This window comes from Blautia schinkii (assembly GCF_013304825.1).
Classification (GTDB): Bacteria; Bacillota; Clostridia; order Lachnospirales; family Lachnospiraceae; genus Blautia_A; species Blautia_A schinkii_B.
In genome coordinates, this window is record NZ_JAAWUO010000015.1 from 51879 (window position 1) to 67040 (window position 15162).

Here is a 15162-nt window from a genome sequence, read left to right on the forward strand (position 1 = left end):
GTTTTATATAATATGACCATATTAAGAACGAAAAAACATACAAAGGGAGGAATTTTTACAATGAAGAAAAAAATGTTTGCAGCACTTATGGCAGCGTGCATGACAGTATCAGTATTCGGAAGCGTGGTAACAGCCAGCGCAGCAGATGGAGTAACACTGACACTCTACGGAAATGCAGATGACCTTGCAAAACCGTACATGCAGAAGATCATTTCTCTGTGGGAGGAATCTTCCGGAAACAAGATTGACCAGCAGGGCCTTGATACAGATAATGCAGAGACCATTGCACTGACAAAATTTACAACAGGTGATATCCCGGATCTTTACATTCATTTCGGAAACAGCAACCTGAAAAACTTTAATCCGGAAGAGAATTTTGTAGACTGGTCCGATGCTGACTGGGTGTCCGATATTCAGGACTCAGTTCTTCCGCAGGCAACCTACAATGACAAAGTGATCGGACTTCCGTTCTGGGAAGCATCCAACTCCGGCTGTTTCTATAACACAAAGATCTTCGAAGAACTGGGAATTGAGCAGCCTACAACACAGGAAGAATTCAATGCAGCCTGCGATACACTTCTGGAGAACGGAGTACAGCCGATCTACCTTGCAGCAGCTGATGCATGGCCAATCCTTTATCAGTTCGCACTGGATCCTGTACTTGAGGAGCATCCGGAATATATCGAGAAACTGAATGCAGGAGAAATGTCCTACGCAGATATCCCGGAATTCACAGATATGTGTACCTGGTTTAAAGAAGCAGCAGATAAAGGATACTTTGGAAAGAACTTTGCATCTGATACATGGGATTATACAAGTGAGGTTCTTGGAACAGGTGAAGCTGCAATGCTCTTCTGCTGGGATACCTGGTTTGATACAGATTATGACAGTGAATCTTATGATTATGTAGGCGATGATTTCGGAATCATGCCGGTATTTATGGGAACCTGCGACGAGGGAACTTATGAAGGCGGAAATGTAAACCTGATGCTTGTAAACAAAAATGGTGATAATGTAGAGGCAGCCAGCGATTTCGTAAACTTTATGGCAGATCCGGAGAATTACAACCAGGCATTTGATGGTGTTTCCACAGCAGCAGTATTTAAACAGGAGACAACAAATGTAAATTCCGCTCAGTATGATGGAAACAAAGATAGCGTAGATAAACTGATCCGTGCATCTTCCGCACAGCCGAAGATTGTTGGTTTCAACCAGCAGGAAGGTGGCAAGGCTCTGCTTCAGCTTATGAACGGAGACATCAGCGTAGAAGAATGTGTAAAACTGATCGATGATGACAGAGTTGCAACACTTGAGTCTTTTGCCCAGTAAATAAACATCCGTTTTAAAGATGGTTTCAGGTTTGAGGGTAAAACTTCAAACCTGAAATTGTTTAAGGAGGAAATTCATGAATCGAAAAAAAATATATCCGTTGTATCTGGCACTGATCCCTGCTGTGGTATTTTTTATCTTCTTTATTGTACCGTCCACTGTGGGTTATTATTATGCATTTACCAACTGGAGTGCAGCCAGAACAACCAATCTGAAATTTGTAGGATTTGAAAATATCATGTCAGTTCTTACGAGTACGAAAGTGCCGGTAGCCTTTGTAAATACCCTGATCTACGCAGGCGTAAAAACCATTACCGTAACACTTCTGGGCTTTGTATTTGCCTATATCCTGAACCGTGAGATCAAAACACGGACTGCTCTGAGAACGGTTTATTTTATCCCGTCTATCTTTTCCTGCCTTGTTGTAGGCCTTATCTTCAGTGCTGTATTCCAGACACGCCACGGTACGATCAATAATATCCTGAACCTTATGGGAATTGCAAATATACAGTGGCTGGGAAAACGAGGCACAGCAGTTTTTGCTATCTGCGTAGCTGAGGTATGGAGAAATGTGGGATATGCGATCATCATCACACTTGCGGGTCTGCAGTCAGTTTCTTCTGATTATCTGGAGGCAGGTAAACTTGACGGTGCATCTGAATGGCAGCTTTTCCGCCATATCACACTTCCGCTGATCATGCCTACTGTAAACGTTAATATTCTGTTCAGCCTGATTTATGGATTGAAAATGTTCGATCTGATTTACGTTATGACAGGCGGCGGCCCCGGAAATGCGACTGAGAGTTTCGGAACGCTGATGATGAATGAAATGTCTGCAGGACGTTATTCGCAATCTGTAGCTGTCAACCTTGTATTCACAGTGCTTCTGGTCATTGTTTCAGTTGTATATCAGAAGTTTTCATCAAGATGGGAGACGGTGTTATAATATGAATAAGAAAAAAACTAGGATCAATCTGATACTGGAGATCATTCTCTGGCTTGTGAGCATCGTGACGATCTATCCGATGCTGATGGTACTTCTCACTTCCTTTAAAAACAAAGGCGAAGCTGCTTATATGAATGTCAGCCTGCCAAGTGAGTGGCATCCGGAAAACTATATAACAGTTCTGGAAAAAGATTTTATACGTTCTCTCGGGAACAGTGTGTTTATCACCTTTATATCAGTGGCACTGATCGTTTCTCTTTCTGCATTCTTAAGCTTTATCATTGTGCGAAGAGATACAAAAGGATGCAGGATCGGGTATAAGATCATCACTCTTGGAATCATTGCACCTTTTGCTGCGCTTCCAACGATCCAGCTGATGCAGAAAATGGGGATTTATGGATCAAGGATAGGTCTCTGTCTTGTATATTCTTCTCTGTACATGCCGTTTACAACAATGATGTTCAGTGGATTTATTAAAGGAATCCCGAAAGAACTGGATGAGGCAGCAGTTATGGACGGTGCAGTAGGCGGAAGACTGTTCTGCACAGTGATCATGCCGCTTTTGAAGCCGGTTCTTGCAACAACAGGCGTTCTGAATTTTATGTGGGTATGGAATGAGCTTCAGATTCCGATGTATCTTCTGAACTCTTCGTCCAAGTGGACGCTGCCGCTTTCTGTATACAATTTCTACGGACAGTTCAGCAGAAGCTGGAACCTTGTATGTGCAGACGTTGTGCTGGTTTCTTTGCCGGTAATCCTGGTATACATTTTTGCACAGAAATGGGTGATCGCAGGTATGACAGCCGGTGCTGTAAAGGGCTGATCCTGATAATATCAAGGAGGATATGAAGAATGTCAAAAAAATATACAGGAACATGGAATTCTGTAAATGAGCATGAGGTACCGAAATGGTATGACGGCTGTAAATTCGGAATCTTTATCCACTGGGGAATCTATTCAGTTCCTGCTTTCGCACCAAGAACATGGGAGCTTGGCGCAGTGGAGACCAATGAAGAATGGTTCTGCAACAATCCTTATGCGGAGTGGTATTATAATTCCATAAATGTTGGAAAAGGACCTTCTTATGAACATCACATTGAGAAATACGGCAAGGATTTTTCCTATGAAGATTTCCTGCCAATGTGGAAGGCTGAGAACTGGCAGCCACAGAAGTGGGCAGAACTTTTCCGCAAAGCAGGGGCAAAATATGTTGTGCTGACAACGAAGCATCATGATGGTTTCTGCCTGTATCCCAGTGAATATACAGATTTCAACTGTGAAGAGCTTGGTCCGAAGAGAGATATCACAGGAGAGCTGACAGATGCTGTGCGCAGTGAAGGACTGAAAATGGGACTTTATTATTCAGGGCTGATCGACTGGCAGTTTGCCAATGATCCGATTTTCAAGGAAGAGGACAATTTCGGAAATGCCTGCCCGACTTTTGAGTATGCAGACTATTCTTATAACCAGATGAAAGAGCTGGTAGACAAATATCATCCGTCCGTATTCTGGAATGATATTGGATGGCCAAAGCAGAGTGAGCATATGATGCCGTATTTCCTGGCACATTATTACAATGTGGTGGAGGAAGGCGTAGTCAATGACCGGTTTAATGGACTGTATCATGACTTCAGCACAAAAGAATACAAACAGGGCGAAGCTAATCGCAAGGAAAAGTGGGAAATGTGCCGAGGTATGGGACTTTCTTTCGGATACAATGAAAATGAAGGAGACGATCAGCTGATCAGTGTTCCGGATCTGATTCATCTTTTGGTTGCAACAGTATCTGATAACGGAAACCTGCTTCTCAATATCGGTCCGAAACCAGACGGAACTATTCCGGCTGAGCAGGAAAAACGTCTTCTTGCGCTTGGAAAATGGCTGGAGATTAACGGAGAAGGTATTTATGATACCAGTTGTTCCGCACATCTTCCGGAAACAGCAGGAGATGGTGTACAGCTGTTCTTTACAGCAAAAGAAAAAGATCTTTATGTATTTATAGAGGGACTTTCCAAGGAAGAGAATACAGTGCTGATTCCGGGCGTAAAAGGAAGTGCAGAGACACTGGACTCAACGCTTAATGTACAGTGCGAAGAGACAAAAGAGGGAATGAAGGTCCGTATTAACGGATATGACAAAGAGAAGCATATCATCTGTCTGAAAGTAAAAGACGGCGAATGAATATGATGCAGAGCATATAAGGCTGACAGTTTCAGACTTGGGTTCCAGGCTGTGAGGGTAAGAAAAACCGTGCACAGCCCGGAACCTTTTTTGCAAATATCCTTGACACGAAAAAACATTCTGGTATAATTAAATCCAGTCAAAAAACAACTGGCTTAGAGTTCGTCTGTCCACCAGAGATGACTTGAAGAGAATGAAGTCATCAGAAGTCTTTTTTATACAAGGGCTTGTACTGGTTTCGACGGGGGCTTTGAAGTTAGGGAAGCCATCCGCAGACTCCTGGACTGCGTACCAACCGGGAACTAAATATAAACGCAGACGAAAAGTTAGCGTTAGCAGCCTAAGCTGCTCGTCAGTCCCGTTGCACTCACACATCGGGAATCTGGCGTCGACCATGTGAGAAACCTTGCCGGGTAAGCTTTGCCCCGGTAGATGTATCATGAAGCTACTGAAGCGGTAAGCCTGTCGGTGGGCGTGCAGCCGAGGGAATGTTAAAACAGCGACTGTGATGGGAGATGCCTTAAGGGATAGGCTTTCGGACAGGGGTTCGATTCCCCTCAGGTCCATTTATGGAACGTCCCGGAAAGACAGCATTTATGCGGCTTTCCGGGAATTTTTTTTACCTTGTCAGATAATTCTTCGCAAGTTAAGAAAGCGTTGGTGATAGAATGGGAAAATCGCTGAACAGCAAAAAAAAATATAAAAAAAAATCAGATTATTATGATTACAGCCTGGTTGCTGTCATTGTACTTCTGGTATGCTTCGGTCTGGTCATGCTTTACAGCACCAGTTCCTATATGGCGGAAGTAAATTACGGCAGCGACATGTTTTATTTTAAAAAGCAGGCACTGATCAGTGCAGCCTGTCTGATCGTGGCACTGGTTGTTTCAAAAATATTGGATTATCATATCCTGGTGCCGTTTACAACATCTTTGTATGTACTTTCCCTTATCCTCATGGGGCTGGTACGTACACCCCTTGGACATTCATCCCATGGTGCTACCAGATGGCTGTATATTGGACCGATCAACTTTCAGCCGGCTGAGATAGCCAAGATCGCAGTCATCATTATGATGGCATATATGATCTGTAAGATGGGACGTAAGGTTAAGACTTTGAAGAGCTGTATGATCCTGGGACTTCCGGGTGCTGGTCTTGCGTTTGCTGCGTATATACTGACGGATAATCTGAGTACAGCTTTGATCATTCTTGGTATTACAGTGGGAATGGTTTTTGTTGCACATCCGGATATGCGGCCGTTTATTATTATTGGTGTGATAGGTCTGGTACTGATCGTGATCGGTGTACTTTTTCTGGTTGCGACGACCAAGAGCAGCGACAGTTTCCGTATTATGAGAGTTCTTGTGTGGCTCCAGCCTGAGAAATATTCCGATGAGGGAGGATATCAGACTCTGCAGGCACTTTATGCCATTGGTTCCGGAGGATTTTTTGGCCGGGGGCTGGGAAACAGTATCCAGAAACTTGGCAGTGTTCCTGAGGCACAGAACGATATGATCTTTTCCATCATCTGCGAAGAGCTTGGGATCTTCGGAGGGATTTTTGTGCTGATTCTGTTCGGATATCTTCTGTACAGACTGTTCTTTATTGCACAGAATGCACCGGATCTGTTCGGATCACTGCTTGTTACGGGAATTTTTATACATATTGCACTGCAGGTAATATTAAATATTGCAGTTGTGCTGAATCTGATGCCCAATACGGGCGTCACCTTGCCGTTTATCAGCTATGGCGGAACGTCCATTGTGTTCCTGATGTCGGAGATGGCACTGGCCCTCAGTGTGGCCCGTCAGATAAAATTTCAAGACTAAAATAGTTTTAAAATCAAAATATTTTCGCCAGATGGACATTTTTTGGGAAAATCCTCTTGACAACTGTATTTACAGACTATATACTTTGCTCAAAAAGAGGAAACAGATTCGATCTGTAATGATTAAAGGAGAAAATAAGACATGTTAGAAAAAATGAGCGAAATGCTTGCAGAGCAGTTAAATTGTGAAGCATCTACAATTACACCGGAGACTTCTTTCAAGGATGATCTTGGAGCAGATTCCCTTGACCTGTTTGAGCTGGTTATGGCTCTTGAGGATGAGTACAATGTGGAGATCCCGGCAGAGGAGCTTACAGATCTGAACACTGTCGGAGATGTAATCGAGTACCTCAAGAACAAAGGTGTAGAAGCATAAGATCTGCTGAAGGTAAATGCAGGAATAAGGATCCTCTGGAACAATGGTGTTCCAGGGGATTTTTCTGTCTGCCGGGGAAACCAGGGGTATTCCGTCGGAAAAGCTATGGACATTTTGAAGGATTTAGGTATATAATATCACCTATAATGAGAAACAAAAAACGAGGAGAAAAGAAATGACAAAGATCAGAACAAGATTTGCACCGAGCCCTACAGGCAGAATGCACGTGGGTAACTTAAGAACAGCTCTTTATGCTTATTTGATCACAAAACATGAAGGCGGAGATTTTATCCTCCGTATTGAAGATACAGACCAGGAACGTTATGTTGAGGGAGCTGTAGATATTATCTACCGTACTCTTGAGAAGACAGGCCTTCTCCATGATGAGGGACCGGACAAGGACGGTGGATTTGGACCGTATGTACAGAGTGAGCGTCAGGCAACAGGAATGTATCTGAAATATGCGAAACAGCTGATCGAGCAGGGTGATGCATATTACTGCTTCTGCGGCAAGGAAGAACTGGAGAGCATGAAACGTACAGTTGCCGGCAAGGAGATTTCCATCTATGATAAGAGATGCTTTCACCTTTCCAGGGAAGAGGTTCAGCGTCGTCTGGATGCAGGCGAGCCGCATGTTATCCGCTTCAATATGCCAACAGAAGGAACGACTACATTCCATGATGTAATTTACGGAGATATCACCGTTAACAATGAGGAGATGGAGGATCTGATCCTTATTAAATCTGACGGATATCCGACATACAACTTTGCCAACGTTATCGATGACCACCTTATGGGAATTACACACGTAGTAAGAGGTAATGAGTATCTTTCATCTTCTCCGAAATACAACCGTATTTACGAAGCATTCGGATGGGAGATTCCGACATACGTTCACTGTCCGCTGATCACAGATGAGACACATCAGAAGCTTTCCAAGAGATGCGGTCATTCTTCCTATGAGGATCTGATCGATCAGGGATTTGTTACTGAGGCAGTGATTAACTATGTTGCACTTCTTGGATGGAGTCCTGCTGATAACCGTGAGATTTTTTCACTTCCGGAGCTTGTGGAGGCATTTGATTACCATCATATCAATAAATCACCGGCAGTATTTGATATTGCCAAGCTGAAATGGATGAACGGCGAGTATATCAAGAAAATGGATCCGGAAGCATTTTACGAGAGAGCGCTTCCGTATCTGAAGGAAGTTCTTAAGAAAAATTTTGATCTTAAGAAGATCGCAGGAATGGTCCAGACAAGAATCGAAGTATTTCCGGATATCCCGGAGCTTGTAGATTTCTTTGAGGCAGTTCCGGAGTACGACAGCGCAATGTACCGTCATAAAAAAATGAAAACAACAGAGGAGACATCTCTTGCAGTCCTCAAAGAGGTACTTCCTGTACTTGAGGCTCAGGAGGATTATACCAATGATCCGCTGTTCGCTTCTTTAAGTGCATTTGTAAAAGAGCATGGATATAAGAACGGTTATGTGATGTGGCCGCTTCGTACAGCAGTATCCGGCAAGCAGATGACACCGGCCGGCGCTACGGAGATCATGGAGATCATCGGCAAGGAAGAAACTCTGAAACGTATTCATGCAGCAATCGCTAAACTCGAGAACTGATCCGGTCATGAAACGAAATCCATCTCAAATAAGGGCAATCGCCCACCTGTCAGGACCTATGATGGTTCTGGCAGGCCCCGGTTCGGGGAAAACTTCCGTCATTGTAGAGAGAACAGCACATATGATCCAGGATGGGAAGATACCAGCTTCCTCTATTCTTGTTGTGACTTTTTCCAGGGCAGCGGCAGTAGAAATGAAAGAACGTTTTCTGAAATTCACAGGTGTCAGTCGGACTGCGGTCACATTTGGGACATTCCATGGAGTATTTTACGGGATTCTGAAACAAGCATATGGCCTGGATGGGGGAAATATCCTGTCTGAAGAGGAGAAATATGCAATCCTTCGGGAAATTGTGGTAAATTGTGCTTCTGAACAGTCCCAGGAAGGTGATTTTGTAGAGGATGTGGCCAAAGAGATCAGTGTTGTAAAAGGCGGCAGAATTGCTCTGGAGCATTACTATTCCTCCTGCTGTCCGGATGAAGTGTTCCGTCAGATTTTTAAAGGATACCGTAAGGTTCTTAATGAGCGCAGAAAACTTGATTTTGATGATATGCTTTTAAGCTGCTACGAACTTCTCAGAAAAAGAAAAGATATCCTGGAAGCCTGGCAGAGGAAATTTCGTTATATTCTTGTGGATGAGTTTCAGGACATCAACTATCTTCAGTACGATATTGTGAAGATGCTTGCAGCACCGGAGAACAATCTGTTTGTAGTGGGGGATGATGACCAGTCCATCTACCATTTTCGCGGTGCCCGGCCGGAGCTTATGCTGAATTTTCCGGAAGATTTCAGGAATGCGGAAACTGTACTTTTGAATATCAATTACCGGTGCAGCGGAAATATTCTGAATACAGCTATAAAGGTGATCGATAACAACGAGAACCGCTATGCAAAAAAACTTTCCACTCCCAATGAGGTGGGAGATCCTGTAAGGGTGCTGGAATTTCCAAATCCCAGAGAAGAGTATATGGCAGTAGCCGGTACACTGAAAAAACGCATGGAAGACGGGGAGAATATTGAGGATACCGCTTTTCTTTTCCGTACTAATCAGGAAGCAGAGGGACTTGTGGCAGCTTTGATGGAATACGGAGTTCCTTTTACCATGAAAGAGAAACTGCCCAATCTGTTCCGACATTGGATCTGCAGGAATATGATCGCATATCTGAAAATGGCTCAGGGTGACAGGAGCAGAAGTACTTTTCTGGAGGTTATGAACCGTCCTAACCGATATATAGCCAGAGATGCCCTTACAGAAAAAACAGTGGATTTTCGTGCTCTTGAAGAGTTTTATAAGGATAAAGACTGGATGTGCGACCGTATTACAACCATGGAGACACATCTTCGTATCTTAAAAACCATGGCTCCTTATGCTGCTGTTAATTTCATCCGAAATGGAATGGGATATGAAGAGTACTTGCAGGAATACGCAAGGTATCGTAAAATAAAACCAGAAGAGCTCTGGGAAACCCTGAACCGGATCCATGAAAGTGCAAGGGGAATGAAATCCCTGGAAGAATGGTTGGCTTATATGGATGAATACACCAGAAAGATTGAAGAACAGGCGAAGAAACAGGATGTGAAGAGGGAAGGTGCAGTGATTTCTACCCTCCATGCAGTAAAAGGCCTTGAATATGACAGGGTCTATATACTGAATGTCAATGAGGGCAGCATGCCCTACCGGAAAGCTGTTCTGGAGGCTCATCTTGAGGAAGAACGGAGGCTTTTCTACGTTGGAATGACACGGGCAAAAAAGCAGCTTTGTCTGTGTTATGTGAGGCAGCAGTATGAGAAGGAACGGGAGCCGTCCCGGTTCCTTGAGGAGGCCGGATTATGAATGGAATCATATATTATACAAAAATAAAAGATGAGTATTACAACAAGAACATGGAGCATATGATCGGAGAGAAGCTTCTGGAGATCGGACTTGAGAAAGAGTTTGGAAGGAAGCTTAAATACGAGCCACGTTCAAAAGGAGAGCACGGGAAGCCTTTTTTTACCCTGCTTCCAAGAGTGCATTATAATATCTCCCACTCCGGAAGATATGTGATGTGTCTGTTTGCGGGAGAAGAAGTAGGAATTGACGTGCAGATCCACAGGAAAGTGAATTATGAGAGAGTTCTTGAACGGATGGTGCCGGCAGATATGGTACGGGAGATCCTGGAAGCTGATGATATGGAGAAAGCTTTTTTTGCCCAGTGGGTATTAAGAGAAGCTTATATCAAATGGACCGGTGAGGGACTTTCCAGGGATTTAAGGACAATTCCAATGGACAAGGGTAATTATATGATGCTGGAGATGGAGCCCGGATACAGCGGAGCAATCTGGTCCAGAGATAATCTGGAATTGCGTTTTGAATATGAAGACATCATACTGAAATAGCGAACAGAGAAACAAAAGAAATGAACAATGAGATGAAACGCAGCTTCAGGATCTTCATATTGAAGATTCTGGCAGTTGTTTTTGTGCTGACTATGTGTTATTTTTTATATGCGTTTGTCTACAGAGCCAGGACAGAACTGCCTACAAAGGCAGTGGTAACGAACAGAGCTTCCGCAGTGTATACATTACGGGGACAGATGCAGATGCTTTCCCAGAAGGAAGCATTTTCCTATTTTGCATTTGACGGGCGCGAGAAAGAGAAAGAATACGGAACTTATGTGATTCCGGGATTGAAGAATACCCGGACGCTGCTTACAGAGAAAGGTGCCACACAGGCTATGTGTACATCCATGACACCTCAGGGACTGGCTGTTACGGAAGATTATGTGATGGTCAGTGCGTATTGCAGCACGCAGAAGCACAATTCGGTGATCTACGTGATCGACAAGGAAACACATAACTTCATTAAAGAAGTGATACTGCCTGGACAGCCTCATGTAGGTGGCCTTGCCTATGATCCGGATCATAAGCTCCTTTGGTATTCTTCCAATATTAACGGAATCGCACAGGCAGTCAGCGTAAAGATGGATACAATAGAAGCCTACGATTATGATGAGAGCCATCTGCCTGTGGATAGCCAGCAGACAGTCAGCCTTTACGGAATCGTAAGAGACTCCTTTATGACCTTCTATGAGGGGTGTCTGTATGTAGGCTGTTTTGAAAAATATAACGAAAGTGTAATTGCACGATACGGAATTGACGCAGAAGGAAATCTGATCAATACCATGGATAAAGAACTGGGCATGAATTTTGAGATGGCAGTGCCGCTTGATTATTCCACTATATCGGAACAGGTTCAGGGAATTGCCTTTTATAATGACAAGCTTCTGATATCCCATTCTTTTGGTATCCTGCCATCCAGACTGGTAGTGTATGAGCAGTCAGATAAACGTTTGTATGTAAATGAAAATTCAGCCAGGACTTACCGTTTTCCGGAACGGCTGGAGCAGATCGTAGTGGAAGGTGATAACCTTTATGTGATGTTTGAGTCCTGCGCTTATGCATACCGTGTGTCTTCCGTGAATATTGTAGATAGAGTACTGAAACTGAGCCTTCCCAAAATGGAAGCGTATGAAGAAGAAAGTGACAGCCTGTTTTCTCTGTCGGAATAAGGGAAAAACAAAAAAGCATTACCTGAGACAAGGGGTACTAAATCAGGGTCGTCTGCAATATATTTAAGTGTAAGAGGTGAAAAAATGGAAGCAAACCAGATTCAGAACCTGTTTGCCAGTAATGTTCGTCAGCTTCTGGTGGATGCAGACCTTGATTATGATAAATTATATGAGATACGTCTTCGGGTGGGAAGGCCATTGTTTCTGACTTATGACGGCGGGGAGTGTTTTCTCAGACAGAAAGATACAGAACCATATCTGGTGACAAGGGAAGATCTGAAGGAGACGCTGGAATATGTCAGCGGATATTCTCTGTATGCCTATGAAGATGAAATCCGGCAGGGTTTTTTAAGCGTTCAGGGAGGACATCGCGTAGGAGTTACCGGTAAAGTGATCCTGGATGGAAACAGGATCAGAGGAATGAAGTATATTTCCTGCATTAATGTGCGTCTGGCTCATGAGATCCGGGGTTGCGCAGAGAAAGTAATGCCTTATATCCAGACAAAAGAACAGATCATGCACACATTGATCGTTTCACCGCCAAGATGCGGAAAGACTACCCTTCTTCGGGATATCATCCGGCAGATGAGTAATGGCTGGGGAAATATTTCCGGGGTTACAGTAGGCGTAGTGGACGAGCGCAGTGAGCTTGCAGGCTGCTACCAGGGAATTCCCCAGAATGATCTGGGAATGCGCACTGATATCCTGGATGGATGTCCGAAAGCAGAAGGCATGCAGATGCTGATCCGTTCTATGTCGCCGGTAGTGGTGGCTGTAGATGAGCTTGGAAAAGAAGAGGATTTCAAAGCTGTGGAGTCTGTGATCCACTGCGGCTGCCGACTGATCGCCACAGCCCATGGAGATTCCATGGAAGAGACTTTAAGCCAGCCGTTTTTCCGGAAACTGTGGGACGCGCGGGTATTTCAGAGATATATTTTTCTGGGGAAACGTGACCGTGCGGGAGTTGTGGAAGGAATTTATGATGGGGACGGAAATTGCCTATGTTCAGAATTGTAGGGTGTCTTCTGATCATAGCTGCAGGAACGGGCCTGGGATTTTCAGAAAGCCTGCGACTTTCAGAGAGGATATGCACATTGGAGATGCTTCTTCAAATGGTGATCTGCCTGAAAGGGGAGATCAGCAGTGGGAATGCCTCCTTGCCGGATGCTTTTTGCGGCACAGCCGGAAGAATGAATGGAAAATACAGAGAATTTCTCATAAATGCCGCAAACAGGATGAAAGCGGGAAACGGAGAAAAACTCTCACAGATATGCAGGGAATGCGCAGAAGCATCCCTGAAAAAAAGCTGCCTTACCCATGGGGAAAAGGACGCTTTTTTTTCTATCGGAAAATATCTGGGATATCTGGACCGGGAGATGCAGCTGCGTCAGCTTTCCCTGTATGAGAAAAATCTGGAAGTGGAGATCGGAAATCTGAAAAAGGAGGCTTCCGGAAAAAAGAAATTGTACCGGGGATTAGGGGTTTTTGGCGGATTGCTTCTGGCGGTATTGCTTGTGTGAGGGAGGGGTCGTTTGGAGGTCAGTATCATATTTAAGATCGGAGCAGTGGGAATCCTGGTCTCTGTTCTTTCCCAGATCCTGAAGCACAGCGGAAGGGAGGAACAGGCGTTTCTGGTAAGCCTTTCGGGGCTTTTGATCGTGCTGTTCTGGATCGTGCCGTATATTTATCAGCTTTTTGAGAATATTCAGAGGCTTTTTGTTCTGTAGGGGAAAGGGAAGACCATGGATATTTTAAGAATCTCTGTTCTGGGAGTAGGAGGCGTGCTTCTCGGAATTTTTCTGAAAGACAGAGCACCGGAATATGTGAGTCTGATCACCATGGGAATCGGTCTTGTGATCCTGGGGCTTGCAGTGGGAAAGATTGGTTATCTTTTTGATTCGCTGGAGCGGTTAAGGGAGAACTTGCCGGTAGACGGAAGCTATATTACTACTCTTCTGAAAATGATCGGAATCACATATATTGGACAATTTTCATCTGGAATATGCAAGGATGCCGGATATGCTTCTACAGGGGCACAGATAGAGCTGTTCTGCAGATTGTCTGTGATGGTTCTTTGTATGCCAGTTCTCCTGGCTTTGTTGGATACCATACAGGGCTTTCTTGCATGAGGACAAGAAAGAGTATGATCTGTGTCTGGGTGATCCTGTTTCTTTGGGGGATCAGTGCATGTGGAGAGTCTGCGCAGGCAGTTCGTGCAGAGACAATACAGGCAGCCGATATATCAGAAGCTGTTTCATCAGGTGATGCCAGTGCAGCAGAAATCCAGATCACTGATCAGCTGGAACTTACCAGGCTGCAGGATATGGTGGATGCTATGCTGGGTGAGAACAGTTTTTCTGTTACAGATGCTTTTCACAGGCTGCTGTCAGGAGAGGACGTGCTTTCAGAGGAGAGTGTGCGGGAATTTCTGCACAGTCTCTTTTTTTCCGGACTGGAACAGGAAAAAGGTCTTCTTGTGAAAATTCTCCTCCTTTTGCTGTTCGCAGCAGTTTTCTCCGGATTTGCGGGGGTATTTGACAATGGGCAGATCGGTGAGATCAGTTTTTATGTGGTGTATCTTCTTACATTCACCCTTCTGATGAACCGTTTTTCCAGTCAGAGCGAATCTCTGATGCAGGTGCTTGGATGGATCACAGAGTTTATGAAAGAACTTTCGCCAGTGTACTTTATGGCTGTGGCAGCAGCTTCCGGCGCATCTACCGCAGCCGTTTTTTATCAGGGAGTATTGCTTCTGGTGTGGCTGATCCAGTGGCTTTTGGAGAGTGTGCTGCTTCCTGGGGTCAGTCTCTACATTCTTCTGAAATTTGTGAATCATCTTTCAAGGGAAGAGATGCTGGGAAAAATGGCAGAGCTTATTGAGACGTTGATCTCCTGGGGGCTTCGTACGCTGCTGGGAATGGTGGCAGGCCTGCAGATTGTGAGGGGACTGGTAACACCGGTGATGGATTCCCTCAAAAGAAGTGCCATCGGAAAAACAGCAGGAGCCCTCCCTGGTGTCGGAAATGCAGTTAATGCGGTGACAGAGCTGGTTATGACAACAGCAGTGCTGGTAAGGAACAGTCTTGGGGTGGCTCTGCTTCTTGTGATCGTGGCTGTGGGAGCCGGACCTGTGATCCACTACGGACTTCTTTCTGTTATCTATCGTTTCCTTGCGGCAGTGTCGCAGCCGATATCTGACAAAAGGCTGGTAGAGGCATTCAGTACTATGGGAGAGGGCTGTGCACTTCTGATGAGGATACTGTTTACTGCGGAAGTGCTTTGTATGCTGACGTTTCTGATCCTTATGGCAGGAGGGGGATGAAA

General features: G+C 44.6%; 15 protein-coding genes and 1 other RNA gene. All 16 read left to right on the plus strand.

Annotated features, from left to right (window positions below; translation table 11 throughout):
• Window positions 1-60 precede the first annotated feature (60 nt).
• The 16 genes from HFM85_RS12080 to HFM85_RS12155 all read left to right on the plus strand — a co-directional run bounded on the left by HFM85_RS12080 (window position 61) and on the right by HFM85_RS12155 (window position 15160).
• Window positions 61-1329, plus strand: coding sequence for an ABC transporter substrate-binding protein (locus HFM85_RS12080; RefSeq protein WP_173738430.1), 1269 nt, complete (start codon window positions 61-63; stop codon window positions 1327-1329).
• Window positions 1330-1405: 76 nt separating this feature from the next.
• Window positions 1406-2275, plus strand: coding sequence for a carbohydrate ABC transporter permease (locus HFM85_RS12085; RefSeq protein WP_148446671.1), 870 nt, complete (start codon window positions 1406-1408; stop codon window positions 2273-2275).
• A 1-nt stretch (window position 2276) separates the two neighbouring features.
• A complete protein-coding gene (locus HFM85_RS12090) occupies window positions 2277-3098 on the plus strand; it encodes a carbohydrate ABC transporter permease (protein WP_173738431.1) in 822 nt (273 codons plus the stop codon).
• Window positions 3099-3127: 29 nt separating this feature from the next.
• Entirely contained in the window at window positions 3128-4456 is a 1329-nt protein-coding gene (locus HFM85_RS12095) for an alpha-L-fucosidase (RefSeq protein WP_173738432.1), read from the plus strand.
• A 223-nt stretch (window positions 4457-4679) separates the two neighbouring features.
• Window positions 4680-5025: a transfer-messenger RNA gene (ssrA, locus tag HFM85_RS12100) on the plus strand.
• 99 nt (window positions 5026-5124) lie between these two features.
• Window positions 5125-6285, plus strand: coding sequence for an FtsW/RodA/SpoVE family cell cycle protein (locus tag HFM85_RS12105; RefSeq protein ID WP_173738433.1), 1161 nt, complete (start codon window positions 5125-5127; stop codon window positions 6283-6285).
• 141 nt (window positions 6286-6426) lie between these two features.
• A complete protein-coding gene (gene acpP, locus HFM85_RS12110; protein WP_119240064.1) occupies window positions 6427-6660 on the plus strand; it encodes an acyl carrier protein in 234 nt (77 codons plus the stop codon).
• 175 nt (window positions 6661-6835) lie between these two features.
• The gene (gltX, locus tag HFM85_RS12115; protein WP_173738434.1) at window positions 6836-8287 is read left to right on the plus strand and encodes a glutamate--tRNA ligase; all 1452 of its coding nucleotides are present in this window, start codon (window positions 6836-6838) and stop codon (window positions 8285-8287) included.
• A gap of 7 nt (window positions 8288-8294) precedes the next feature.
• A complete protein-coding gene (locus HFM85_RS12120; protein WP_173738435.1) occupies window positions 8295-10121 on the plus strand; it encodes an ATP-dependent helicase in 1827 nt (608 codons plus the stop codon).
• A complete protein-coding gene (locus HFM85_RS12125) occupies window positions 10118-10666 on the plus strand; it encodes a 4'-phosphopantetheinyl transferase family protein (protein ID WP_173738436.1) in 549 nt (182 codons plus the stop codon). The genes HFM85_RS12120 and HFM85_RS12125 overlap by 4 nt, the downstream gene beginning before the upstream one ends.
• Window positions 10667-10686: 20 nt before the next feature.
• Entirely contained in the window at window positions 10687-11838 is a 1152-nt protein-coding gene (locus HFM85_RS12130) for a YncE family protein (RefSeq protein WP_173738437.1), read from the plus strand.
• 84 nt (window positions 11839-11922) lie between these two features.
• Window positions 11923-12855, plus strand: coding sequence for a stage III sporulation protein AA (gene spoIIIAA / locus HFM85_RS12135; protein WP_173738438.1), 933 nt, complete (start codon window positions 11923-11925; stop codon window positions 12853-12855).
• Window positions 12840-13358, plus strand: a complete 519-nt coding sequence (locus tag HFM85_RS12140; RefSeq protein ID WP_173738439.1) for a stage III sporulation protein AB — start codon at window positions 12840-12842, stop codon at window positions 13356-13358. Before spoIIIAA ends, HFM85_RS12140 begins: the two co-directional genes overlap by 16 nt.
• A gap of 12 nt (window positions 13359-13370) precedes the next feature.
• Window positions 13371-13565: a stage III sporulation protein AC gene (gene spoIIIAC, locus HFM85_RS12145; RefSeq protein ID WP_173738440.1), complete on the plus strand. Its 195-nt coding sequence runs from the start codon at window positions 13371-13373 to the stop codon at window positions 13563-13565.
• A 15-nt stretch (window positions 13566-13580) separates the two neighbouring features.
• Window positions 13581-13967 carry a SpoIIIAC/SpoIIIAD family protein gene (locus tag HFM85_RS12150; RefSeq protein WP_173738441.1) on the plus strand — a complete coding sequence of 129 codons (387 nt, stop codon included), beginning with the start codon at window positions 13581-13583 and terminating at the stop codon, window positions 13965-13967.
• Window positions 13964-15160 (plus strand): stage III sporulation protein AE, encoded by a 1197-nt coding sequence (locus HFM85_RS12155; protein WP_243251574.1) that lies wholly within the window; start codon window positions 13964-13966, stop codon window positions 15158-15160. The genes HFM85_RS12150 and HFM85_RS12155 overlap by 4 nt, the downstream gene beginning before the upstream one ends.
• Window positions 15161-15162 lie beyond the last annotated feature (2 nt).